Raw genomic sequence first — 23,261 nt, 5'->3', positions numbered from 1 at the left:
CACGGCACGCCCCGGCCGGCGGCGGACCGGCCTCAGTCCGCCGCGGACGCGAGGAAGTCCCGCGCCCCGTGCAGCCACGCCACATGGTCGTGCAGGTCGTCCTCGCGCAGCGCCCCCAGCATCGCGTCGCGCTCCCGCGCCGCCGGGCCGGCGGGGTGGTAGAGCCGCTCGCCCATCGCCCGCGCGAGGAGCTGGACCCGCGCGGTCCGGCCCCGCCGCTCGGCGTTGTACCGCTCCAGGCGCCGCGGTACGTCGTCGGTGGCTCCGGCGAGTACGGCCCCGAGCGCCACCGCGTCCTCCAGCGCCTGGCACGCCCCCTGGGCGGCGTACTGGAGCATGGCGTGCGCGGCGTCCCCGACCAGCGTCACCCGGCCGTCGGACCAGACGTCCACGGGGTCCCGGTCGCACAGCACCCACTCGTGCCAGTCCTCGCCCAGTTCGAGGAGGTGCCGGGCGGTGTGCCCGAGCCGGCGGAAGCGGTCCAGCACCAGTTCCCGGGGGGCGGGGCGGCCGGCGACCGGGACGCGGGCGCCGTCGTCGAGCGTCGCCGCGAGGTTGAGGAACCGGCCGTCGCCGATGATGTAGTGGACGAAGTGCCACTTCGGTCCCGCCCACAGGGTCACGGCGTTCCACCGCAGCGCGTCCGGCACCTTCTCGATCGGGATGACCGACCGGTAGATGGTGTGTCCGGAGATCCTGGGGGCGCCGTCGCCGACGAGCCGGGCGCGGACGGCCGAGTGCATTCCGTCGGCCCCGACGAGCAGGTCCGCGGTGAACGTCCGGCCGTCCGCGGTCGTCACCGTGACCCCCGTGCCGGTCTGGGCGTAGGTGCGGACGGCGGTGCCGGGGACGAGTGCGACGGCGTCGGCCGCCCGGCACGCCGCGAGCAGCGGCCGGTAGAGGTCGACGCGCTGCACGACGGCGTAGGGGTTCTTGAACCGCTCGCGGTAGCGGCCGGTGAGCGGCATGGTGACGATCGTGTCGCCGGTCACGCCGTTCATGAGCCGGAGTTCGTCGATGTACACCGCGCGCTCGCGCACGCTCCGGCTGACGCCGAGGAGGTCGAGGGCGTGGAAGGCGTTGGGTCCGAGCTGTATCCCGGCGCCGATCTCCGCGAAGGTGTCCCGGCGTTCGAGGACGGTGACCCGGTGTCCGTGCCGGGCCAGCGACAGCGCGGTGGCGAGGCCGCCGATGCCGCCGCCGGCTATCAGCGCGTGGGCCATGTCCCCGCCCGGCTGTCCGCCGGTGTCCCGGCCCGGTCCGCGATCTTCAGCTGACGGACCACCATGAACAGTCCGTAGCTGGCGATCAGCGCGAGGGCGGGTGCTCCGACGATGTACGCCCAGACGTGCCGGATGCCGAACCGCCGCCCTTCGACGATCATGTAGGCCCCCAGCGCCGCCCAGGTCAGGACCAGGTCGGCGTAGACGAAGCGGGATGCCAGGTTCGAGGTGGCGTCGTCGATGAACTCGGTGACGACGCCGGTGGGTCCGGCGTCGGCGTGGCCCACGACGAAGGCGACGGCCATCGCCCCCATGGCGATGAAGCCGATGATGGCGCACGTGCCGTACAGGACGCACAACGAGCGGTCTCTTCCGCGGGTGTCGCGCAGTCGCATCGGTCCCCCTGGTGGTGGTTGCGGAGCGGCCGTGCCGGGCCGCGGGGTCATCGTTCGTACCGGTAGTCGTCCAGGTCGAAGCGGCGGGCGCGGCGGGCCGCCTCGTAGGTGGAGGCGGGGCGGACGGCCGGCGCGTCCCCGTGCTCGTCGAGGTAGTAGGTGTTGGAGTTCCTGCAGCTCGGGTCGAGGAAGACGGTGTTCCGCTGCCGACGCAGGGTCCTGCGGAACGACGCGTCGTGCTTCTCGGCGCGGACGGCCGCCTCCGTGGCCCGGCGTCTGCGGGCCTCCCCGATCACGCGGAGGGCGTGGGTGACCTGGTAGTCGATCATCCCGAACCAGGAGCCGCCGGTGAAGGAGTACGGCCCGACGATGAACCACAGGTTGGGGTAGCCCTTGATCGACGTTCCCTCGTACGTCTGGAACCGCTCGGTCGCCCAGAACTCCCTGAGGTCCCGGCCGCCTCTGCCGTGGGTGGGGAACGGGGGGAGGTTGTCCAGGACGTGGAAGCCGGTGGCCAGGATCAGCACGTCGAAGGTGTGCTCCTCGCCGTCGGCCGTGCGGATGCCCTTCTCGGTGATCTCCTCGATGGGTTCGGTGACGAGGTCGACGTTGTCCCGGGTGAAGGCGCGCCAGTACCCCTTGGCGAGGGAGGGGCGCTTGCAGCCCACGCGGTACTCGGGTGTGAGCTTGCGCATCAGCTCGCGGTCGCCCCGGACCTGGCGGCGCAGGTAGAACCGGGAGGCGGCCTCGCCGGCCTTCACCAGGTACGGGAAGCGGCGGTAGTGGACCATGGCGAGGACGAAGCTCAGCTCCGTGACCGCGTCCGTGAGCAGCCGGACCGTGCGCTGGGTCCACGGGGCCGCCGCGAACAGCCGGCGGACGGCCCCCGGGACCGCGACGTCGGGCTTCGGCAGGAGCCATATGGGGGTGCGCTGGAAGACGTGGAGCCGCTCCACGCGGGGTGCGATCTCCGGCACCACCTGCACGCCGGAGGCGCCGGTGCCGATCACCGCGACGCGCCGCCCGTCCAGTTTCAGCTCCGGGTCCCACTCGGCGGTGTGCACGACCTCGCCGCGGAAGCGGTCGAGGCCGGGGATGGCGGGTCTCTTCGGCCGGGTGAGCCAGCCGCTGGCGCAGATCACGAAGCGCGCCGACAGGGAGGTGCCGTCGCGCAGCGACACCCGCCACAGGTGGTCCTCTTCGTCGTACGCGGCCCGGACGACCTCGGCGTCGAAGCGGAGGTGGGGGCGCAGGCCGTACTTGTCGACGCAGTGGTCGGCGTACGCCTTCAGCTCCTGCCCCGGCGGGAACAGCCGTGACCAGGACGGGAAGGGGTCGGAGGCGAAGGAGTAGGAGAACGCCGAGATGTCCACGGCTATGCCGGGGTACCTGTTGGCGTGCCAGCTGCCGCCGAGGTCGTCCCGCTGTTCCAGGACGGCGAAGTCGTCGATGCCGGCGCGGCGGAGGCCGATGGCGGTGCCGATGCCGGAGAACCCCGCGCCGATCACCAGTACCTCGTGGTCGGGGGCCGGCCGCCCGGTCCCGGGGGTCACAGGGCCACTCCGATCGCCTGGAGGGTGCCGAAGACGAGCAGCAGCAGACACGTCTGTTCCAGCGCCGGGATCAGCGCGCGCCCGGCGGCTCCGCCCAGCACCCGGCGCGCCGGGGGGACCGCGAACGGCAGGGCGCCGAGAACGAGGAGCGTCCAGGGGTGGCTGCCGGCCGGGAGCAGCGCGGTCACGAACGCCCCGGCGACGCAGCCCAGGTAGAACAGGCGGGTGCGGGGCGCGCCCATCCGGACCGCCAGGGTGATCTTCCCGGCGGCGGCGTCGGTGGGGATGTCGCGCAGGTTGTTGGTGGTGAGCAGCGCGCAGGCGAGCAGTCCCACGGGCACGGAGGCGAGCAGCGCCGTCGCGGAGACGTGGCCGGTCTGTACGTAGACGGGGGCGCAGACGAAGACCACGCCGTGGTAGAGGAAGATGCTGATCTCGCCGAGGCCGCGGTAGCCGTACGGGCGGGAGCCGCCGGTGTAGAACCAGCCGCCGAGCGCGATGAGCACGGTCACCGCCAGCATCCACCAGGAGACCAGGACGGCCAGCGCGATCCCGGCGAGGGCGCCGATGCCGTAGAGGACCGCGCCGTGGCGGAAGACCTGCCGGGGCGTGGCCCGGCCGGAGGCGACGACCCGGGTGGGTCCCTCGCGGTGGTCGTCGGTGCCGCGGATGCCGTCGCTGTAGTCGTTGAAGAAGTTGGTGCCGAGGACGAAGCCGAGGACGAGCACCACGGACAGTACGGCCCGCGCCGGGTCGAGGGGGCCGTCGGCGTGGGCGACGGCGAGGGCCACGGCCAGCGGTGCGTAGCTGACGGGGAGGGTCTTGAGCCGGGCGCCGATCACCCAGTCGTGCAGGGCGCCGCGTCGCCGGGACCGCTGGGGTCGCTGGGGTCGCTGGGGTCGCTGGAGGCTCACTTCTTCGTCCCCGTCCCGAGGAAGAGGACGGCGGTGGAGCCGGTGCGCACCATGCGGACCTCGTCCAGGCGCCCGAGCGCGTAGCGGGCCATCTCCCGCATCCGGGGGCGCAGGCCGAGCAGCCGCAGTTCCACCCCGTGGGTCCGGGCGGTACGGGTGAGCCGTTCGCGGTTGACGAAGAGCCGGTGGTCGTGGGTGCCCCGGGGCGGGTGGCCGGGCACCGGGACGTTCTCGGCGAGGGTGATGGAGGCGAACCGGGCCACCCTGGTGTCGGCGATGGTGTCGACGACGAGTGTGCCGCCGGGGCGCAGGACCCGGCACGCCTCCGCCACCACCGCGTAGGGGTCGGGTACGTGTTCCAGGCACTGTCCGGCGGTGACGACGTCGAAGGACGCGTCGTCGAACGGCAGCTCGGTGACGTCCGCCCGGACCACCTCGTCGAAGCCGTGTCTCAGCGCCTCGCGGAGCGACAGCTCGGAGAGGTCGACGCCGACCGCGCGGTAGCCCTTGGCCACCGCGTGCGGGCCGAAGAGGCCGCCGCCGCAGGCGATGTCGAGGAGGACGGCGCCGTCCCGCCGGGCGGCCGGCACGAAGTCGGCGCGGGCGCGGGCGATCCAGCCGAGCGGGGCGAGCGCCCCGCGGGGGTCCCACCACTGGTCGGCGAGCCCGTCGTAGTCGGAGATGAAGTCCTTGCGGATTTCCGAAGTCTTCCGGTCGCGCGCAGGCACTATTTGATTCCCCTTTAACGCGTTTCCTGTCGCGGATTTATCGCGACTTGATCCCGGCTTGATCGCGGCTTGATCGCAGCTTCACGAAAAGAGAGAAAGGTGAGATGTTCATGCGCCCACAGCACGGATGACCTGTGTTGTGCGGCGGGGGGTGACTTCCCTAAAGTGGTTCGACGGGGGAGGGGGACCGGCGCACGTAACCGAGCCAGATAAACAGCCGACGGCGACCGGAACATCCGGTCGAATTCTCCGGCATTCATCGACGCCCGCGGGATACCGGAACACGAAGAAGGCCCCGACCTTGCGGTCGGGGCCTTCATGATGTGTCCGAGGGGGGACTTGAACCCCCACGCCCGATAAAGGGCACTAGCACCTCAAGCTAGCGCGTCTGCCATTCCGCCACCCGGACTAGGTGTCTGCCGTCCGTCGGGGGTGTTCCCCGCGGCGACATGGACAACCATACCAAGGTTTCGCGGTGCCCTTCACCTGGGTTTACGTCCCCCCTGGCGGCTACGGCAGGAGGCGGTAGGCGGGGAAGTTCCCCGGTGGCCGCTCCCCCGCCGGACCCTGGGTCACGGCCCGCACCAGCAGCTCGCCGCCGACGAAGGCGCCGCTCCAGGAGCCGCCGAGGCCGCCGAAGAGCTCGTCGCGGTCGCCCCGGGAGCGGGGCACGCCGTGGCCGACCTTGAAGGCGCGGATCTGCGGCGCCAGCCGGTCGAACGTCGCCCGGTCGTCGGTGGAGACCGTGGCGACCAGGGCACCGTTGGAGGCGTTCATCGCGGCCAGCAGCTCCGCCTCGGTGTCGACCAGGACGATGGTGTCGACGGGGCCGAAGGGTTCCGCGTGGTGCAGCGGGGAGGACGGCGGCGGGTTCAGCAGCGTGACGGGGTGGACGTAGGCCGAGCTGTCCTGGCCGGGCAGGAAGCGGGCGTCGGAGGGCCGGCCGCGGTGCAGCGGGACGGCGCCTCGGTCGACGGCCTCGGTGACCTGGTCGTGCAGCTCCTTGGCCTTGGCTGCGCTGATCACCGGGCCGAGGTCCAGGCGCGGCGCGGGGTCGGCCGGGTTCTCGACAGCGAGCGGGTGGCCGACGCGCAGGGTGCGCACGGCCGGGAGGTAGGCGGCGAGGAAGTCGTCGAACAGCTCACGCTGGACGACGAAGCGCGGGTACGCCGTGCAGCGCTGCTTGCCGTAGTCGAACAGCTTGGGAACGACGGCCGTGAGCGCCGCCCAGTCGGAGTGGTGCCAGATGCCCCAGGTGTTGAGTCCCTCCTGTTCGAGGATGTGCCGTTTGCCGAGGTCGGCGACGGCCGTGGCGACGGCGGCGCCGGTGTCGCGGCCGCCGACGAAGGAGACGCAGCCGATCTCCGGCGCCCGCACCAGCGCCGGGGACAGCTCGCCGCCGCTACCGCTGACCAGAGTGACGGGGACGCCTTCGCGGGCGGCGAGCGCGCAGGCGAGGGTGAGGCAGGCGACACCGCCGTCGGTCGGGGTCTTGGCGACGACCGCGTTGCCCGCGAGGGCCTGGACCAGTACCGCGTGGACGAGCACGCTCATCGGGTAGTTCCAGCTGGCGATGTTGGAGACGGGGCCGTCCAGCGGGGTGCGGCCGGTGAGCATCGTGTCGATGCCGTCGACGTACCAGCGCACGCCGTCGATCGCCCGGTCGACGTCCGCCCTCGCGAGCCGCCAGGGCTTGCCGATCTCCCAGACCAGGAGCAGGGCGAGCAGTTCGCGGTGGGCGGCGAGGGCGTCGAGGGTGGCGGCGACGCGGGCCCGGCGTTCGGGCAGGGGGACGTGCCGCCAGGCGCGGTGCTGGTCGAGGGCGGCGCGTACGGCCCGGTGGGCGGTGTCGCCGTCGAGCCGTGGCGGACCGGCGACGGGGCCGCCGTCGACGGGGCTGACGGCGGGCAGCGCGCGGCCGTCGGCCTGCCAGCGGGCGTCCCAGAGGTTGAGGACGCGGTCGTCCCGGAACGCCTCGGGCGCGGCGGCGAGACAGCGCCGCCAGGCGTCGCTCCAGGCGGTGCCGGATTTGAGGGTGAGGACCGGGGCGGGGCCGGGGGTGGTCGCGGGGGTGGTCACAGAGGTGGTCGCTGGGGTGGTCGCAGGGGTGCTGGTCATGGGTGCTCCGCTTCGGACGAGGCTTCAGACGAGGCTGCCGAGGGCGTCCAGTACCTGGCGGGCCGTTTCGGTGGGGGTCGCGCCGACCCGGACGCCGGCCGCCTCCAGCGCAGCCCGCTTCGCCCGCGCCGTACCGGACGAGCCGGAGACGATCGCGCCCGCGTGGCCCATGGTGCGGCCCTCGGGTGCGGTGAAACCGGCGATGTAGCCGACGACGGGCTTGGTGACGTGGTCGCGGACGTAGGCCGCCGCGCACTCCTCCGCGTCGCCGCCGATCTCGCCGATCAGGACGACGAGGTCGGTGTCGGGGTCGTCCTGGAACGCGGCGAGGCAGTCGATGTGGCTGGTGCCGACGACCGGGTCGCCGCCGATGCCGACGCAGGTGGAGAAGCCGGTGGCGCGCAGCTCGTACATGAGTTGGTAGGTGAGGGTGCCGGACTTGGAGACCAGGCCGATGCGGCCGGGTGCGGTGATGTCGGCGGGGATGATGCCGGCGTTGGAGCGTCCGGGGCTGACGATGCCGGGGCAGTTGGGGCCGACGACGCGGGTGCCCGCGCGCCGGGCGTGCGCGGTGAAGGCGACGGAGTCGTGGACGGGGATGCCCTCGGTGATGACGACAACGAGGCCGACGCCCGCGTCGACGGCCTCGGTGACGGCGGCGCGGGCGAAGGCGGGCGGTACGAAGACGACGGTGACGTCCGCGCCGGTGGCCTCGACACCCTCGCGCACCGAGCCGAAGACGGGGACGGAGCGGGTGTCGAAGCCGACGGTGCGGCCGGCCTTGCGCGGGTTGACGCCGCCGACGACGTCGGTGCCGGCGGCGAGCATGCGCCGGGTGTGCCTCATGCCCTCGGCGCCGGTCATGCCCTGGACGAGGACCTTGCTGGTGTCGGTGAGGAAGATGGCCATGGTGTGCGGTCCCCTCAGGCTGCGGTGGCGAGGCGGGCGGCCTGGGCCGCGGCGCCGTCCATCGTGGTGGCTTGGTGGACGAGCGGGTGGGCGCGCGCGTCGAGGACGGCGCGGCCCCGCGCGGCGTTGTTGCCGTCCAGCCGGACGACCAGCGGTTTGGTCGGGCGGACCGCGTCGAGGGCGCGCACGATGCCGTCGGCGACCGCGTCGCAGGCGGTGATGCCGCCGAAGACGTTGACGAGGACGCACGTGACGGCCGGGTCGGCGAGGACGACGGCCAGGCCGTCGGCCATGACCTGTGCGGAGGCGCCGCCGCCGATGTCGAGGAAGTCGGCGGGGCGGGCGCCGCGGCCGGCGACCACGTCGAGGGTGGACATGACCAGTCCGGCACCGTTGCCGATGACACCGACCTCGCCGTCCAGCTTCACGTAGTGCAGGCCCTTGCGGGCGGCGGCGGCCTCCAGCGGGTCCTCCGGCGCGGGCCGTTCGCCTCCCCAGCGGGTCTGCCGGAACAGGGCGTTGTCGTCGAGGGTGACCTTGCCGTCGAGCGCGACGATGTCTCCCCGCGCGGTGCGCACCAGCGGGTTGACCTCGACGAGCAGGGCGTCCTCGCGGACCAGGACCTCCCAGAGGCGTACGAGGACGTCGACGGTGGTCGGGGGGAGTCCGGCGGCCTGGGCGAGACGGGCCGCGCTCGCGGTGGTCATGCCCTCGGCCGGGTCGACGGGGACGCGGGCGACGGCGTCGGGGCGCAGGGCCGCGACCTCCTCGATCTCCGTGCCGCCCTCGGCGGAGGCGACCGCGAGGAAACCTCCCGTGGCGCGGTCGAGTACGTAGGAGACGTAGAACTCGCTCTCGATGTCGACGGGTTGGGCGAGCATGACCGTGCCGACGGTGTGGCCCTTGATGTCCATGCCGAGGATGCGGCGGGCCTCGGCCTCGGCCCCGGCGGGGTCGGCGGCGAGCGCCACTCCGCCCGCCTTGCCGCGGCCGCCGGTCTTGACCTGGGCCTTGACGACGGCACGGCCACCGAGGCGGCGCGCGATGACGCGGGCTCGTTCGGGAGAGTCGGTGATCTCGGCGCGCGGCACCACGATGCCGTGGGCCGCGAAGAGTTCCCTTGCCTGGTGCTCGTACAGGTCCATCTCGGCTCCTGTCTGCGATGGCGCCCGCCGCGGTGTGTCCGCTGCTGCGTGTCCGCCGCGGTGCGTCCGCCGCGGTCGAAAGTGCCGCACGCCCCCTGGACACCACTCACCGGATGCGGGATAACAAGCTTCATACAGTATTCGTCGACTGTATGCAATCTACCGCGAGAACGCCCCAACCCCTCCTGGAAGGGACAGACTTCGCCATGCCCGACGGCACCCAGTCCGAGGACGTCATATCCGGCGGCCACCTCGTGGCCAAGGCACTCAAGGCCGAGGGGGTCGACCGCATCTACACCCTCTGCGGCGGCCACATCATCGACATCTACGACGGCTGCGTGGACGAGGGCATCGAGGTCGTCGACGTCCGCCACGAACAGGTCGCCGCGCACGCCGCCGACGGCTACGCCCGCGTCACCGGCAAACCCGGCTGCGCGGTCGTCACCGCCGGTCCCGGCACCACCGACGCCGTCACCGGGGTCGCCAACGCCTTCCGCGCGGAGTCACCGATGGTGCTCATCGGCGGCCAGGGCGCCCTGACACAGCACAGGATGGGGTCGCTCCAGGACCTGCCGCACGTCGACATGATGGCGCCGATCACCAAGTTCGCGGCGACCGTGACGGACACCGCGCGGGCGGCGGACATGGTGTCGATGGCGTTCCGCGAGTGCTACCACGGCGCACCCGGCCCCTCCTTCCTGGAGATCCCGCGCGACGTGCTGGACGCCAAGGTGCCGGTCGGTAAGGCCCGGGTGCCCGAGGCGGGCGCCTACCGCGCCTCGACCCGGACCGCCGGCGACCCGGAGGCCGTCGAGCGGCTCGCCGACCTCCTGGTGCACGCCGAGAAACCGGCGATCCTGCTCGGCAGCCAGGTGTGGACGACCCGCTCCACCGAGGCGGCCGTCGAACTGGTCCGCACCCTGAACATCCCGGCGTACATGAACGGCGCCGGCCGCGGCACCCTCCCGCCCGGCGACCCGCACCACTTCCAGCTCTCCCGCCGGTACGCGTTCTCCGGCGCGGACGTCATCGTGATCGTCGGCACGCCCTTCGACTTCCGCATGGGGTACGGCAAACGCCTCTCCCCCGACGCCACCGTCGTCCAGATCGACCTCGACTACCGCACCGTCGGCAAGAACCGCGACATCGACCTCGGGATCGTCGGCGACGCCGGACTGGTGCTGCGGGCGGTGACCGAGGCGGCCTCGGGGCGGCTCAACGGGGGCGCGGCGAAGCGCAAGGAGTGGCTGGACGAGCTGCGCGCCGCCGAGCGCGCCGCGCTGGACAAGCGGCTGCCGCAGCTCCGGTCGGACGCCTGCCCCATCCACCCCTACCGGCTGGTCAGCGAGATCAACGACTTCCTCACCGAGGACTCGGTCTACATCGGCGACGGCGGTGACATCGTCACCTTCTCCGGGCAGGTCGTGCAGCCCAAGTCACCCGGGCACTGGATGGACCCGGGACCGCTCGGCACCCTCGGCGTCGGTGTCCCCTTCGTGCTCGCCGCCAAGCAGGCACGTCCGGACAAGGAGGTGGTCGCCCTCTTCGGGGACGGCGCCTTCTCCCTCACCGGCTGGGACTTCGAGACCCTCGTCCGCTACGACCTCCCCTTCGTCGGCGTCGTCGGCAACAACTCCTCCATGAACCAGATCCGCTACGGCCAGGCCGCCAAGTACGGCAAGGCGCGCGAGCGGGTCGGCAACACCCTCGGCGACGTCCCCTACGACGAGTTCGCCCGGATGCTCGGCGGACACGGCGAGGAGGTCCGCGACCCCGCCGACATCGGCCCCGCGCTGCTGCGGGCCCGCGAGTCCGGCAAGCCGTCGCTGATCAACGTATGGGTCGACCCGGACGCGTACGCCCCCGGAACCATGAACCAGACCATGTACAAGTGAGGTGAACCCCCATGACCGACAGGGCTCTTGAGGGCATCCGCGTCCTGGACATGACGCACGTCCAGTCCGGTCCCTCCGCGACCCAGCTGCTCGCCTGGCTCGGCGCGGATGTGGTCAAACTGGAGGCGCCCACCGGTGACATCACCCGCACACAGCTGCGGGATCTGCCGGACGTCGACTCCCTCTACTTCACGATGCTCAACTGCAACAAGCGGAGCATCACCCTCAACACCAAGACCGAGCGCGGCAAGGAACTCCTCACCGAGCTGATCCGGCGCTCGGACGTCATGGTCGAGAACTTCGGGCCGGGCGCGGTGGACCGCATGGGGTTCACCTGGGACCGGATCAAGGAGATCAACCCGCGTATCGTCTACGCCTCCATCAAGGGGTTCGGCGAGGGCCCGTACATCGCGTTCAAGGCGTACGAGGTCGTCGCGCAGGCCATGGGCGGATCGATGTCCACCACCGGTTTCGAGGACGGGCCGCCGCTGGCGACGGGGGCCCAGATCGGGGACTCGGGCACGGGCGTGCACGCCGTGGCGGGCATCCTCGCGGCGCTGTACCAGCGGGAGCGCACCGGGCGCGGTCAGCGGGTGAACGTGGCCATGCAGCACGCCGTGCTCAACCTCTGCCGGGTGAAGCTGCGCGACCAGCAGCGCCTGGCCCATGGTCCACTCGCCGAATATCCCAACGAGGACTTCGGCGACGAGGTTCCCAGGTCCGGGAACGCGTCCGGCGGCGGCCAGCCGGGCTGGGCGGTCAAGTGCGCGCCGGGCGGCCCCAACGACTACGTGTACGTCATCGTGCAGCCGGTCGGCTGGCAGCCGCTCACCGAGCTGATCGGCCGGCCGGAGCTGGCCGACGACCCCGAGTGGGCGACGCCGCGGGCGCGCCTGCCGCGGCTGAACAAGATGTTCCAGCTGATCGAGGAGTGGTCGTCCACGCTGCCCAAGTGGGAGGTGCTGGAGCGGCTCAACGCGCGCAACATCCCGTGCGGGCCGATCCTGTCCACCAAGGAGATCATCGAGGACCGGTCGCTGGCCGACAACGAGATGGTCGTGCGCGTGCCGCACCCCGAGCGCGGCGAGTTCGTCACCGTCGGCAGCCCGCTCAAACTCTCCGACTCCCCCGTCGAGGTCAGCAGCTCACCGCTGCTCGGCGAGCACAACGCGGAGGTCTACGTCGGCGAGCTGGGCCTCGGTGACGAGGAACTGCGCCTGCTGAAGTCGAGCGGGGTGATCTGAGGTGATGGCCGAGGACCGGACGGTACGGGTCCGCGCGCTGCTGGACGCCGTGCGCGCCGAGGGCCGGACGTCGCTCACCGCGCCCGAGGGCAAGGTGGTCGCCGACGCGTACGGGATCGCCGTACCCGGCGAGGAGCTGGCGGCCGACGTCGAGGAGGCGGTGGCGTGCGCCGCGCGCTTCGGCGGACCCGTCGTGATGAAGATCGTGTCGCCGGACATCCTGCACAAGACCGACGCGGGGGGTGTGGTCGTCGGTGTCGAGGGGGCCGCCGACGTCCGCGCCGCGTTCCACCGGATCGTCGCCAACGCGCGCGCGTACGACGCGACGGCGCGCGTCCATGGCGTGCAGGTGCAGGAGCTGCTGCCGCGCGGGCAGGAGGTCATCGTCGGCGCCGTGACCGACCCGACGTTCGGGAAGGTGGTGGCGTTCGGACTCGGCGGTGTGCTCGTCGAGGTCCTGAAGGACGTCACGTTCCGGCTGGCGCCGGTCGACGCCGACGAGGCGCTGTCCATGCTGGACTCGATCCGGGCGGCGGAGGTGCTGCGCGGGGTGCGCGGGCAGGAGGGCGTGGACCGGTGGGCGGTGGCGGAGCAGATCCGCCGCGTCTCCGAACTCGTCGCGGACTTCCCCGAGATCGCGGAGGTCGACCTCAATCCGGTGATCGCGACGGCGGAGGGGGCCGTCGCCGCCGACATCCGTGTGCTTCTCTGCGATGCGCCCGGCAAACCCCGCCGCCGCTACTCGCGCGAGGAGATCCTCACGTCGATGCGCCGGCTGATGCAGCCGCGCTCCGTCGCCGTGATCGGCGCCTCCAACGAGGCCGGCAAGATCGGCAACTCGGTGATGCGCAACCTCGTCGACGGCGGATTCGCCGGGGACATCCACCCGGTGAACCCCAGGGCCGATGACATCCTGGGCCGCAAGGCGTATCGGAGTGTCACGGACGTGCCCGGTGAGGTGGACGTGGCGGTCTTCGCGATACCCGCGCGGTTCGTGGCCGCGGCTCTGGAGGAGGTGGGGCGCAAGGGTGTGCCGAACGCCGTGCTGATTCCCTCCGGGTTCGCGGAGACCGGCGAGCACGCCCTCCAGGACGAGATCGTGGCCGTCGCCGAACGGTACGGCGTGCGGCTGCTGGGTCCGAACATCTACGGCTACTACTCGACGTGGCAGGACCTGTGCGCCACGTTCTGCACGCCCTACGACGTCAAGGGCGGTGTCGCGCTGACCTCCCAGTCGGGCGGCATCGGCATGGCCGTCCTGGGCTTCGCGCGGGCCACGAAGACCGGTGTGTCGGCGATCGTCGGGCTCGGCAACAAGGCGGACCTGGACGAGGACGACCTGCTCACCTGGTTCGGCGAGGACCCGCACACCGAGTGCATCGCCATGCACCTGGAGGACCTCAAGGACGGCCGAGCCTTCGTGGACGCCGCGCGGGCGACGGTCGCGAGGAAACCGGTCGTGGTGCTGAAGGCGGGCCGTACCGCGGCGGGCGCGAGGGCCGCCGGCTCGCACACCGGGGCGCTCGCCGGGAACGACGCGGTCTACGACGACATCCTGCGGCAGGCGGGGGTGATCCGGGCGCCCGGTCTGAACGACATGCTGGAGTACGCGCGCGCGTTGCCGGTGCTGCCCGCCCCGAAGGGCGACAACGTCGTCATCATCACCGGCGCCGGGGGCAGCGGGGTACTGCTGTCGGACGCGGTCACCGACAACGGGCTGTCGCTGATGGAGATCCCGCCGGACCTGGACGCGGCCTTCCGGCGCCACATCCCGCCCTTCGGCGCCGCGGGCAACCCGGTGGACATCACCGGGGGCGAGCCGCCGTCGACGTACGAGGCGACGATCCGCCTCGGCCTGGAGGACCCGCGCGTCCACGCGCTGGTCCTCGGCTACTGGCACACCATCGTCACGCCTCCCATGGTGTTCGCGGAACTCACCGCGCGCGTGGTGGCCGAATTCCGCGAACGGGGCGTCGAGAAACCCGTGGTGGCCTCGCTCGCGGGTGACGTGGAGGTGGAGGAGGCGTCCCAGTACCTCTTCGAGCGGGGGGTCGTGGCGTACCCGTACACGACCGAGAAACCGGTGGCCGTGCTCGGTGCGAAGTACCGCTGGGCCAGGGCGGCGGGACTGTTGGGGGGCGGTCGATGAGGTGACCTCAGGCGGGTCCGGCCGGCGGTGCGCGTCGGCCGGACCCAGGTCCCGTGCGCACACGGAAGCCATTTGGGCAGGGGGCGCTGGCCAGATCTTTCGACGCAAGGGGTGCGACCGTCATGACCACAACCGACCTACCCACCTCCGTCCCGTACCGGGAGGTGACGGACGCCAACGGCCGGGTCTACCGGGTTGGTGAGACCGATATCGACATCATGGGGCGCAAGCGCAAATGGATGGTGATCCTGCCCTGGGTGGGCATGATGGGGATCTCCTCCGCCGAGTACGCGTTCGCCTCCGCGGAGGACACCCTCCATACCGCGCACCACTGGAACAGCGGCCACATCTTCTGGATGATGACCGTCTGGGTGTTCTTCCAGGCCGCGGTGGCCTTCCCGGCGGGAAGGCTGCGGGAGAGCGGCAGGCTGCCCGCCCGCTGGGCGATGATGCTCGGCGCGGCCGGGACACTCCTTGGGTACCTGTCGCTGGCCTTCGCGCCGCACGTCGTCTTCGCCTACATCGGCTTCAGCATGTTCAGCGGCATGGGCGCGGGCATGGTGTACGCCACCTGCGTCAACATGGTGGGCAAGTGGTACCCGGAGCGCCGGGGCGGCAAGACGGGCTTCGTCAACGGCGGCTTCGCCTACGGCTCGGTGCCGTTCGTCTTCCTGTTCACCGGCTACATGGACCTGACCAACTTCCGCTGGGTGCTGGTCGGTGTGGGTGTCCTGCTGGCCACGATGGTCGCGGTGGCGGGTTCGTTCTTCAAGGACCCGCCGAAGAACTGGTGGCCCGCGAGCATCGACCCGCTGCACCCGCCGGAGGACCCGCGCGCGCGTCGTTCCCTGGAGAAGAACCCGCCGGCGGTCAAGCAGTACACCCCGCTGGAGGCCTGGCGCACCGGCCGGGTGGCGCTGATGTGGTTCTGCCTCGCCTGTACGTCGGGCGTGAACATCTTCGGTATCGCCTTCCAGGTCGACATCGGTGAGGAGGCGGGTTTCGCGGGCGGCATCGTGGCCACCGCGATGTCCCTCAAGGCGATCGTCAACGGCACCGGGCGCGGAGTCATCGGCTGGCTCTCCGACCGCTACGGCCGCAAGCAGTGCCTGCTCGCCGTCTGCGTCATCCTGGGGCTCGCCCAGTTCGGCATCATCTGGTCGGCCGAGGCCAAGATCCTGCCGATGTTCCTGATCTTCTCGGCGGTCTCCGGCTTCGGCGGAGGCGCCATCTTCCCCATGTTCGCGGCGCTCACCGCGGACTACTTCGGTGAGAACAACAACGCGACCAACTACGGCATGGTCTACAGCTCCAAGCTGGTCTCCGGTCTCGGCGCCGGCATGGGCTCCGTGGTGGTCGGCGCCTGGGGGCACTCCGGTGCCTTCATCCTCGCGGGGTGCATCTCGTTCTTCGCCGGTTTCATCGCGCTGTTCCTGACGCCGCCCGGCAGGCCGAGGCCGCGTGGTGTCCGCCCCAACCCGCAGCCTCTCGGTGAGGAGATGTCCTGACCCGTACAGTGCCCGCACGGAACCGGGCGGCCCCTCCCGAGCTGTACGGGAGGGGCCGCCCGGTTTCCGGGTCCGCGGGGTCAGCGGCGGCGCTTGCGCAGGGCGGCGAGGTTGTCGTAACTGATCTTCGCCTCGCGCAGCGACTGCGCGGGGTCGGTGGCGCTCGGCGAGTTGTCGTCCTCGATCATCGGGTTGCGGTAGTCCCGCTCGCCGACCCGGGAGAAGAACGTCGTGTAGTCGATGACACCGGTGCCGAAGGGCACCATGTCGTAGCCCATGCCGTTGGTCGTGCTGACGACGCCGTCCTTGGCGTGGAACAGCGGGAAGCGCCTGTTGTGGCGTTCGACGACACCGGCCGGGTCGAAGACCCGCTTGCGGGTGGAGCCGTCGTGGGCGGTGTACGTGTGGAACTTGTACTGGGCCACGTGCGCCCAGAAGATGTCCATCTCCAGCCAGACGTACGCGGGGTCGGTCACCTTCAGGAAGTACTCCAGCTTGCGGATGCCGGAGGAGCGGGTGGGCCGGCCCTGGTCGTCCAGCGGGCCGCCGTCGAGCAGGAAGCCGTACGCGGCGTCGTGGTTGTGGGTGTAGAGCTTGATGCCCTCGCGCCGGGCGATCCTCCCCATGGCGTTCCACTTGTCGGCGGCGACGTCCCAGTCGGCGCGGTAGGCGCTGCCGGTGGGGTCACCGCCGGTGCCCATGTGGTCCATGCCGAGGATGTTGGCGATCTCCAGGTGCTTCTTGAAGGTGTCCAGGTCGGCGGTGGTCAGCGGCCAGGACGGCGGGATGAAGCCGTGGTTGCCCTGGGCGCGCAGCCCGTACTCGTCCAGCCAGCGGCGCAGCAGCTTCGCGCCTTCGACGGACTCCAGGCTCGCGCCGCCGGGCGCGTTGGCGTGCTGGTTGTAGCCGGCGAACTCGACCTGGCGGTAGCCGTGCCGGGCGAGCTGCTTGAACACCTCGCGGAAGCCCGACGGCAGGTCGCTCGCGAGCGGGTCGCGGGCGGTGGCGTCGCGGACGGTGTAGAGGATGATGCCGCGCTTGCCGGCGGGGACGAGGACCTCGCCGCCGTGGCCATGTCCGTGACCGTGACCGTGGTCCTGGTCGCGGCCGGGGGTTCTGTTCTCGCTCCCGGCCAGGGCCGGGGAGGCGCCGACGACCGGGGCCGCTATCGCGGCGCCGGCGACGGCGGTGCAGGTGGTCAGGAAGCGGCGGCGGCCGACACCGAGGCTGCGGCGCAGGGCCTCGCCGGGGCCGTCGGTGGCGGCGAGGGCGGTGGCGGTGGCATCGGTGCGTGGGCTGTCGGGGCTGCGGGTCACGGGTGCCTGCCTTCTGTCGGGGCCCGTTCCGACGGTGCGGGACGGGCCACTGTCAGTGGTGCGTGCTTCACTTTCCGTAGCTGGAACTCACGGCCGTACCCGGCCGTTCACCGGTCGAGTCCGGCCAGCCGGAGCAGGAGTTGCTTGACATCGGTGGCCGCGACGCGGTCACCGAAGGCGCGGGGGGTGGAGCAGATGAGGAGCGGACCGTCGTCGTCGCTCGCGGGAAGGCGGCCGTGGCTGCCGCGAATAGGTGAGGCGTCCAGCGGCACGACCGCCATGCGGTAGCGCATGCCGAGTTTCTTGCGGGCCAGGGCGGTGGCCGCCTTGACCTTGACGTAGGGGTCGAGCGGGTCCATGAACAGCTCGACCGGGTCGTAGCCGGGTTTGCGGTGGATCTCGACGAGCTGCGCGAAGTCGGGCGCGCGGTCGTCGTCGAGCCAGTAGTAGTACGTGAACCAGGCGTCCGGCTCCGCGACGGCGACGAGTTCACCGGCGCGCGGATGGTCGAGGTGGTGGGCCTTCTTGCCCTCGTCGTCGAGGAGCCGGTCGATCCCGGGCAGTTCCTCCAGGACCGCTCGGGTGGCGGCGAGGTCCTCGGGGCGGCGCACGTAGACATGGGCGATCTGGTGGTCGGCGACCGCGAAGGCGCGGGAGGCCATCGGGTCGAGGTACTCCATGCCGTCCTGCGTGTGCACCTCCAGGAGGCCGGCGCGGCGCAGGGCGCGGTTGATGTCGACGGACCGCTCCACCCGGGTGATGCCGTACTCGGACAGGACGACGACGGTGCGGCCCTCGGCGCGGGCGTCGTCGAGGAGCGGGGCCGCCGCCGCGTCCAGGTCGGCCGCCGCCTTGAGGGAGCGCGGGTCGTCGGGGCCGAAGCGCTGCAGGTCGTAGTCGAGGTGAGGGAGGTAGCACAGGGCCAGGTCGGGCCGGCGGGTGCGCAGGATGTGCCGGGTGGCGTCGATGATCCACTGGCTGGAGACCAGGTCGGCGCCGGGTCCCCAGAAGTGGAAGAGGGGGAAGGTGCCCAGTTTCTCGGTGAGTTCGTCGTGCAGGTCCGGGGGCCGGGTGTAGCAGTCGGGTTCCTTGCGGCCGTCGGCGTAGTAGACGGGGCGGGGGGTGACGGTGAAGTCGGTGTCGGCGCCCATCGCGTACCACCAGCAGATGTTGGCGACGGTGTAGCCGGGGTGGGCGCGGCGGGCGGCGTCCCACACGCGGTCGCCGGTGACGAGGCCGTTGTGCTGGCGCCACAGCAGGACGTCGCCGAGTTCGCGGAAGTACCAGCCGTTGCCGACGATGCCGTGTTCGGCGGGGAGCGCGCCGGTGAGGAAGGTGGACTGGGCGGCACAGGTGACGGCGGGCAGGACGGTGCCGAGGGGCGCGCGGGTGCCGGCCTGCGCGAGCCTCTTGAGGTGCGGCATGTGGTCGAGCAGACGGGGGGTGAGGCCCACGACGTCGAGGACGAGGAGGGGTGTGGGGTCCGTGCCGGGCGCGGTCCCGGTGGCGGCGGCTGTCACGGCAGTTCCTTCAGGCCGAGGTCGGTGAGGAGTTCCCGGGCGAGGGTCAGCTCGGCGGCGATGCCGTCGGTGAGCTGGGCGCGGACCCGGGGCCGCAGCTCGGGCGGGAGGGCCTGCCAGGTGTAGGTCTCCACCTCCAGGTGGCGGGTGAGGGGATGCGGGCCGCCGACGAGGCGGGTCAGCACGGTCGTGAGGACGTCGAGGGTGGAGGTGAGGGGCGCGGCGGGGGCCGCGTGCAGCGGGACGTGGAAGTGGGCGCGCCACGGCGCCGTGTCGGGCAGCTCGGTGCCGGTCAGGGCCTGGTCCAGGTCGTCGGTGCCGTGCAGCTCGCCGGTGGCGGTGGTGGTGCGGGTCTGGTGCAGGAAGCGGGGTTCGGCGAAGGCTCCGAGGGCCTGGCGGACCTCGGGCGAACGGGGGTGTTCGGCGTGCAGGGCGGCGGAGAGCTGCGACTTGATCACGGGGACGCGGGCCGCGGCGAGGGCGTCGAGGGCGGTGTCCGGTTCTTCGAAGGAGGTGGCGAGGTGACAGGTGTCGACGCAGATGCCGATGCGGTCGTGGGCGATCGCGGTGAGCGGGGCGATGGCGTCGTGGGTGGTCTCGACGACGCACCCGGGTTCGGGTTCCAGGCCGACGCGGATGGAGCGGCCGGTCAGCTCCTCCAGGGCGTCGAGGCGTTCGGCGAGGGTGACCAGGGCGGCCCTGGACTTCTCGGCGCGGGCGTCGTCGTAGGCGGTGCGCCAGGCCAGGGGGAGGGTGGAGATGCTGCCCTCGGTGACGTCGTCGGGGAGCAGCCCGGCGAGGACGCGGGCCAGGGAGGTGGTGTGCTCCAGGCGCTCGGGGTCGGCCCAGTCCGGTCTGTACACGCGGTACTTGACCTCTTCGGCGCCGAAGCCCTCGTAGGGGAAGCCGTTGAGGGTGACGACCTCCAGGCCGCGCCGGTCGAGTTCGGCGCGCAGGCCGCGCAGCGCCGCCGGGTCGGTGACGAGGGCGTGGGCGGCGTCGCGCGCCAGCCACAGGCCGATGCCGAGGCGGTCGCGGCCCAGGCGGCGGCGGACGGGCTCGCAGTGGTCGCGGAGCTGGGCGAGGACGCCGTCGAGGGTCTCGGCGGGGTGCACGTTGGTGCAGTAGGCGAGGTGGACGACGGAGCCGTCGGGGTGCCGGAAGCGCATCGCTCACTCACCGCCGCGCAGGATGGAGTTGCCCTCGTGGGTGGCGTCGGGCCGGCCGACGTCGAGGTCGAGGTCGAGGCGTCCGCTCAGGCCGTAGAAGGCGACCGGGTTGCGCCACAGCACGCGGTCCACGTCGTCCTCGTCGAAGCCCTCGGCGAGCATCAGGTCGGCGACCTTGCGGGTCTTGAGGGGGTCGCTGCGGCCCCAGTCGGCGGCGGAGTTGACCAGGACCTGTTCCGGTCCGTACTCGCGCAGCACGGCGACCATGCGGGCCTCGTCCATCTTGGTGTCGGGATAGACGGAGAAGCCGAGCCAGGCGCCGCTGTCCTTGGCCTCCTTGACGGTGGTCTCGTTGAGGTGGTCGACCAGGACACGGTCGAGGGGCAGCGCTGAGGCGCGGACCGCGTCGAGGGTGCGGCGCAGGCCGGTGAGCTTGTCGCGGTGCGGGGTGTGCACCAGCGCGGGCAGGCCGTGGTCGGCGGCGAGCTGGAGCTGTGCGGCGAGAGCGGTGTCCTCGGCGGGGGTCATCGAGTCGTAGCCGATCTCGCCCACGGCGACGACCCTGTCCTTGACGAGGTACCGGGGCAGTTCGTCGAGGACGGGGAGGCAGCGGGGGTCGTTGGCCTCCTTGGGGTTGAGGGCGATCGTGCAGTGGTGCGCGATGCCGTACTGGGCGGCGCGGAAGGGTTCCCAGCCGAGGAGGGAGTCGAAGTAGTCACGGAAGGAGTCGACGGAGGTGCGGGGCTGGCCGAGCCAGAAGGCGGGTTCGACGACGGCGCGGACGCCGGCGGCGTGCATGGCCTCGTAGTCGTCGGTGGTGCGGGAGGTCATGTGGATGTGGGGGTCGAAGATGCGCATCAGGACTCCTTGCCGTGGGGGTCTGCCGGGCCGGGCGACGGGGGCGGCGACGAGGTCGCGGGCTCGGTCAGGGCCAGGACGCGGTGCAGGTCTCCGGGGACGGGCCGGTCGGCGGCGGTGCGTTCGGCGGCGTAGTCGGCGAGCATGCGGGCGAGTTCGGCGTCGCCGCGGGCCCGCCGGTCCAGCTCCGCCACGTGGTCGACGGCCACACCGGTGAACAGGCACTTCAGCACCGCGTGCCGCCACTGGTGGGGATCGAGGTGCCGGGCCGCGTAGGGGCCGACGGCGGCGGCCAGCAGCCGGGTGTCGTTGGTGCGCAGGGCGTCCTCCACGAGCGGGAGGGCGTCGGGGCCGGACACGAGGTGGGGCAGGGCGTGCAGGACGGCTCGGCGTTCGTCGGCGGTGCCCTGGTCGTACACCCGGGTGAGGTCGGCGGTGTCGGCGCGGGCCGCGTGCAGGATCAGCACGCGGGCGGCGTCGGCGCGGGCGGGACCGCAACGGCGGCCCGCCTCGGCGAGGCGCAGCTCCCATGCGGAGATAGGTCCGTGGGTGCCGGGGCGGGCGGACGCCTCGTCCAGGGCTCGGGCGAGCCAGGTGCGGGCGGAGGCGTCGAGCCGGGAGGTGAGGGTGGCGCGCAGGTCGGCGAGGGAGTCGGAGAGCGGGAGGGAGGCGGCATCGTCACGCCGGTGGTGGGCGTCGCGCAGGGCGCCGGTACGGGAGTCAGCGGCGTTCGGTGCGGCGCCGGTGTCGGCGGCGGGAGCGTCCTCGGTGGTGACGGGGGCGCCGTCGGCGGGGGCGGTGCCGTCGGCGGCGGTGGCGGGAGTGGTGTCATCGACGTCGGCGGCGGCGCGGGCGGTGACGTCCGGGTGCCGGGGCGGCCCGGCGGCTCGCGGGTGTGTCATCTGGGGCTCCCTTGTGGGGTGGCGGAGGGCACGCCTGAAGGTGGGGCGGCCCGCACCGGGAGATCGGTCGCGGCGGGAGGATCAACGGGAGTGGTGCCGGCGGGGGGCGGTGACCCGGTTAGGGAGACACCTGCGGAGACACCCGGGTCGGCACCCACGGGGGCATCCGGGCCGGCATCCGCTGAGGCGACCCGTTCGGCCCTCGCTGAGGCACCCGGCCAACCACCCGCTGAGGCGGCTGGTCCGGCATCGGCTGAGGCGGCCGGTCCGGCAACCGCTGAGACGGCCGGTCCGGCATTCCCTGAGGCGACCCGTTCAGCCCTCGCGGAGGTGGCCGGTCCGGCATTCGCCGAAGCCGGTGACGTCCTCCGCAGGAAGCCGAGGGAGTGGGCCGCGAAGTGGGGGCCGGCGTGGGAGTGGCGGGGCAGTTCGACGACCGTCAGGCCCTGGTAGCCGGTGGCGGCGAGGGCCGCGAGGACCGGCGGGAAGTCGATCTCCCCGTCGCCGAAGGGAAGGTGTTCGTGGACGCCGCGGCGCATGTCCTCGATCTGGACGTGCCGCAGCCAGGGTCCGGCGGCGCGTACGCAGTCGGCGGGAGGGAGCGGTTCGAGGCACTGGCAGTGGCCGATGTCGAGGGTGAGGCCGAGGGCCTCGGGGTCGCCGAGAGCCTGACGGAGGTGGTGGAAGTCGGCAAGGGTGGCGAGGAGATGACCGGGTTCGGGTTCGACGGCGAGCGGGACTCCGGCGGCCGTCGCGGCGTCGACGACGGGCGCGAGGGCCGCCGCCAGGCGGTCCCAGGCCGTCTCTGTGGCGGTGCCGTCGGGGGTGATCCCGCTGAAGCAGTGGACGGCGTGGGCGCCGAGGTCGGCGGCGACCCGGACCGCCCGCAGCAGCAGGTAGGTGCGGCGGCCCCGGTCGTCCGGGTCGGCGTCGAGGAGGGAGGGTCCGTGTTTGCGGCGCGGATCGAGGACGTAGCGGGCGCCGGTCTCCACCGTGACGCCCAGGCCGAGGGAGTCCAGCCGGTGGGCGACGCGGCGGGTGCGGGCGGCGAGGTCCGGGGCGAGCGGGTCGAGGTGCATGTGGTCGAGGGTGAGTCCGACGCCGTCGTAGCCGAGGTCGGCGAGGAGACCGAGGGCGTCGTCCAGACGGAGGTCGGCGAGCCCGTTGGTGCCGTAGCCGAGACGGAGGGGCGCGGTGGCCGGAGGCCGCTGCGGGTCGCTCATGTGATGCTCACCTTCCGTCCGAGACGCCGGCCCAGTGGGGCCAGGGCGGCGACGAGCAGCGCGGTGGCGTGCGCCCCGGAGCGGGCGGTGAGGGCGGCCTGGAGCGGGACGGTGGCGCGGATTCCGCCGCCGACGGCGCGCTGGGTGAGCGGGGGTGAGGGGTTCAGGGCGGCGTGCGCGTAGGGCCCGGCTGCCGTGAGGGCGTAGACGGCGGAGAGCCCCGCGGTGATCGCGGCCCCCGGCGGAACGGGAACCGGTCGCCCCGGGCCCGGCAGGCCGGGAGCGGCTGCTGCCCGCCGGCCTGCCGGGAGTCGGTGGGGCCGGCCGGAGACCAGTCGGGCCAGCAGGCCGGTGGTGGCCAGCGCCGCCAGCGGGGCGAGGGCGGAGCCGCCCGTGGTCTCGCGGCGGGAGACGGCGGTGACGGCGAGGGTGTGGCTGCCGAGCAGCGCCGCCGAGGGCAGCGCCGGGCGCGTGCGGCCCGCGGTGGCCGCG

Annotated in this window: 17 protein-coding genes, 1 tRNA gene and 2 pseudogenes; 4 read left to right on the top strand and 16 right to left on the bottom strand. The window is 72.5% G+C overall.

Annotated features, from left to right (window positions below):
• Positions 1–32: 32 nt before the first annotated feature.
• From UW392_RS60160 to sucC, 9 genes are all read right to left on the bottom strand, one after another.
• The gene (locus UW392_RS60160) at positions 33–1,223 is read right to left on the bottom strand and encodes a 3-hydroxybenzoate 6-monooxygenase (protein WP_320783976.1); all 1,191 of its coding nucleotides are present in this window, start codon (positions 1,221–1,223) and stop codon (positions 33–35) included.
• Entirely contained in the window at positions 1,208–1,618 is a 411-nt protein-coding gene (locus UW392_RS60155; RefSeq protein ID WP_320783975.1) for a DUF2834 domain-containing protein, read from the bottom strand. Before UW392_RS60155 ends, UW392_RS60160 begins: the two co-directional genes overlap by 16 nt.
• Positions 1,619–1,665: 47 nt before the next feature.
• Positions 1,666–3,171 (bottom strand): NAD(P)/FAD-dependent oxidoreductase, encoded by a 1,506-nt coding sequence (locus UW392_RS60150; protein WP_320783974.1) that lies wholly within the window; start codon positions 3,169–3,171, stop codon positions 1,666–1,668.
• The gene (locus tag UW392_RS60145) at positions 3,168–4,085 is read right to left on the bottom strand and encodes a 1,4-dihydroxy-2-naphthoate polyprenyltransferase (protein ID WP_320783973.1); all 918 of its coding nucleotides are present in this window, start codon (positions 4,083–4,085) and stop codon (positions 3,168–3,170) included. The genes UW392_RS60150 and UW392_RS60145 overlap by 4 nt, the downstream gene beginning before the upstream one ends.
• Complete coding sequence (locus UW392_RS60140; RefSeq protein WP_320783972.1) at positions 4,082–4,813, bottom strand: methyltransferase domain-containing protein; 732 nt, start codon at positions 4,811–4,813, stop codon at positions 4,082–4,084. Before UW392_RS60140 ends, UW392_RS60145 begins: the two co-directional genes overlap by 4 nt.
• Before the next feature lie 324 nt (positions 4,814–5,137).
• Positions 5,138–5,222: transfer RNA gene (locus UW392_RS60135), tRNA-Leu, on the bottom strand.
• A 101-nt stretch (positions 5,223–5,323) separates the two neighbouring features.
• The gene (locus tag UW392_RS60130; protein WP_320783971.1) at positions 5,324–6,931 is read right to left on the bottom strand and encodes an aldehyde dehydrogenase family protein; all 1,608 of its coding nucleotides are present in this window, start codon (positions 6,929–6,931) and stop codon (positions 5,324–5,326) included.
• Between the two features lie 24 nt (positions 6,932–6,955).
• Complete coding sequence (sucD, locus tag UW392_RS60125) at positions 6,956–7,840, bottom strand: succinate--CoA ligase subunit alpha (RefSeq protein WP_320783970.1); 885 nt, start codon at positions 7,838–7,840, stop codon at positions 6,956–6,958.
• Positions 7,841–7,854: 14 nt separating this feature from the next.
• A complete protein-coding gene (gene sucC, locus UW392_RS60120) occupies positions 7,855–8,985 on the bottom strand; it encodes an ADP-forming succinate--CoA ligase subunit beta (protein ID WP_320783969.1) in 1,131 nt (376 codons plus the stop codon).
• A gap of 206 nt (positions 8,986–9,191) precedes the next feature.
• Between sucC and UW392_RS60115 the strand changes: the two genes are divergently transcribed.
• The 4 genes from UW392_RS60115 to UW392_RS60100 all read left to right on the top strand — a co-directional run bounded on the left by UW392_RS60115 (position 9,192) and on the right by UW392_RS60100 (position 15,781).
• Positions 9,192–10,880: a thiamine pyrophosphate-binding protein gene (locus UW392_RS60115; protein ID WP_320783968.1), complete on the top strand. Its 1,689-nt coding sequence runs from the start codon at positions 9,192–9,194 to the stop codon at positions 10,878–10,880.
• Positions 10,881–10,891: 11 nt separating this feature from the next.
• On the top strand, positions 10,892–12,124 hold the full coding sequence (frc, locus tag UW392_RS60110) for a formyl-CoA transferase (protein WP_320783967.1): 1,233 nt from the start codon (positions 10,892–10,894) through the stop codon (positions 12,122–12,124).
• 4 nt (positions 12,125–12,128) lie between these two features.
• The gene (locus UW392_RS60105; RefSeq protein WP_320783966.1) at positions 12,129–14,273 is read left to right on the top strand and encodes an acetate--CoA ligase family protein; all 2,145 of its coding nucleotides are present in this window, start codon (positions 12,129–12,131) and stop codon (positions 14,271–14,273) included.
• A gap of 122 nt (positions 14,274–14,395) precedes the next feature.
• The gene (locus UW392_RS60100; protein WP_320783965.1) at positions 14,396–15,781 is read left to right on the top strand and encodes an OFA family MFS transporter; all 1,386 of its coding nucleotides are present in this window, start codon (positions 14,396–14,398) and stop codon (positions 15,779–15,781) included.
• 80 nt (positions 15,782–15,861) lie between these two features.
• On the opposite strand, the gene UW392_RS60095 is transcribed toward UW392_RS60100, so the two are convergent.
• From UW392_RS60095 to UW392_RS60065, 7 genes and pseudogenes are all read right to left on the bottom strand, one after another.
• Complete coding sequence (locus tag UW392_RS60095; protein WP_320784026.1) at positions 15,862–17,019, bottom strand: sugar phosphate isomerase/epimerase family protein; 1,158 nt, start codon at positions 17,017–17,019, stop codon at positions 15,862–15,864.
• A gap of 185 nt (positions 17,020–17,204) precedes the next feature.
• On the bottom strand, positions 17,205–18,617 hold the full coding sequence (locus UW392_RS60090) for an alkaline phosphatase family protein (protein WP_320783964.1): 1,413 nt from the start codon (positions 18,615–18,617) through the stop codon (positions 17,205–17,207).
• Positions 18,614–19,786: a metabolite traffic protein EboE gene (gene eboE / locus UW392_RS60085; protein WP_320783963.1), complete on the bottom strand. Its 1,173-nt coding sequence runs from the start codon at positions 19,784–19,786 to the stop codon at positions 18,614–18,616. Before eboE ends, UW392_RS60090 begins: the two co-directional genes overlap by 4 nt.
• 3 nt (positions 19,787–19,789) lie before the next feature.
• Entirely contained in the window at positions 19,790–20,644 is an 855-nt protein-coding gene (locus UW392_RS60080; RefSeq protein ID WP_320783962.1) for a TatD family hydrolase, read from the bottom strand.
• Positions 20,644–21,348 (bottom strand): EboA domain-containing protein, encoded by a 705-nt coding sequence (locus UW392_RS60075; protein WP_414497593.1) that lies wholly within the window; start codon positions 21,346–21,348, stop codon positions 20,644–20,646. The genes UW392_RS60080 and UW392_RS60075 overlap by 1 nt, the downstream gene beginning before the upstream one ends.
• Positions 21,349–21,896: 548 nt before the next feature.
• A pseudogene (locus tag UW392_RS60070) lies at positions 21,897–22,769 on the bottom strand (sugar phosphate isomerase/epimerase family protein); the annotation flags it as partial.
• Positions 22,766–23,261 (bottom strand): annotated as a pseudogene (locus UW392_RS60065) (prenyltransferase); the annotation flags it as partial. The pseudogenes UW392_RS60070 and UW392_RS60065, both read right to left, overlap by 4 nt.

This window comes from Streptomyces sp. CRN 30 (assembly GCF_034105845.1).
The sequence above is the reverse complement of the archived record's forward strand: the minus strand, read 5'-3'. Positions and strand labels throughout refer to the sequence as shown.

Excerpts from the sequence above, each read along its gene's own strand:
- sucD (WP_320783970.1), bottom strand. The coding sequence starts at position 7,840 with ATGGCCATCTTCCTCACCGACACCAGCAAGGTCCTCGTCCAGGGCATG.
- UW392_RS60100 (WP_320783965.1), top strand. The coding sequence starts at position 14,396 with ATGACCACAACCGACCTACCCACCTCCGTCCCGTACCGGGAGGTGACG.
- UW392_RS60115 (WP_320783968.1), top strand. The coding sequence starts at position 9,192 with ATGCCCGACGGCACCCAGTCCGAGGACGTCATATCCGGCGGCCACCTC.
- sucC (WP_320783969.1), bottom strand. The coding sequence starts at position 8,985 with ATGGACCTGTACGAGCACCAGGCAAGGGAACTCTTCGCGGCCCACGGC.
- UW392_RS60130 (WP_320783971.1), bottom strand. The coding sequence starts at position 6,931 with ATGACCAGCACCCCTGCGACCACCCCAGCGACCACCTCTGTGACCACC.
- UW392_RS60105 (WP_320783966.1), top strand. The coding sequence starts at position 12,129 with ATGGCCGAGGACCGGACGGTACGGGTCCGCGCGCTGCTGGACGCCGTG.
- UW392_RS60080 (WP_320783962.1), bottom strand. The coding sequence starts at position 20,644 with ATGCGCATCTTCGACCCCCACATCCACATGACCTCCCGCACCACCGAC.
- UW392_RS60155 (WP_320783975.1), bottom strand. The coding sequence starts at position 1,618 with ATGCGACTGCGCGACACCCGCGGAAGAGACCGCTCGTTGTGCGTCCTG.
- UW392_RS60160 (WP_320783976.1), bottom strand. The coding sequence starts at position 1,223 with ATGGCCCACGCGCTGATAGCCGGCGGCGGCATCGGCGGCCTCGCCACC.
- eboE (WP_320783963.1), bottom strand. The coding sequence starts at position 19,786 with ATGCGCTTCCGGCACCCCGACGGCTCCGTCGTCCACCTCGCCTACTGC.
- frc (WP_320783967.1), top strand. The coding sequence starts at position 10,892 with ATGACCGACAGGGCTCTTGAGGGCATCCGCGTCCTGGACATGACGCAC.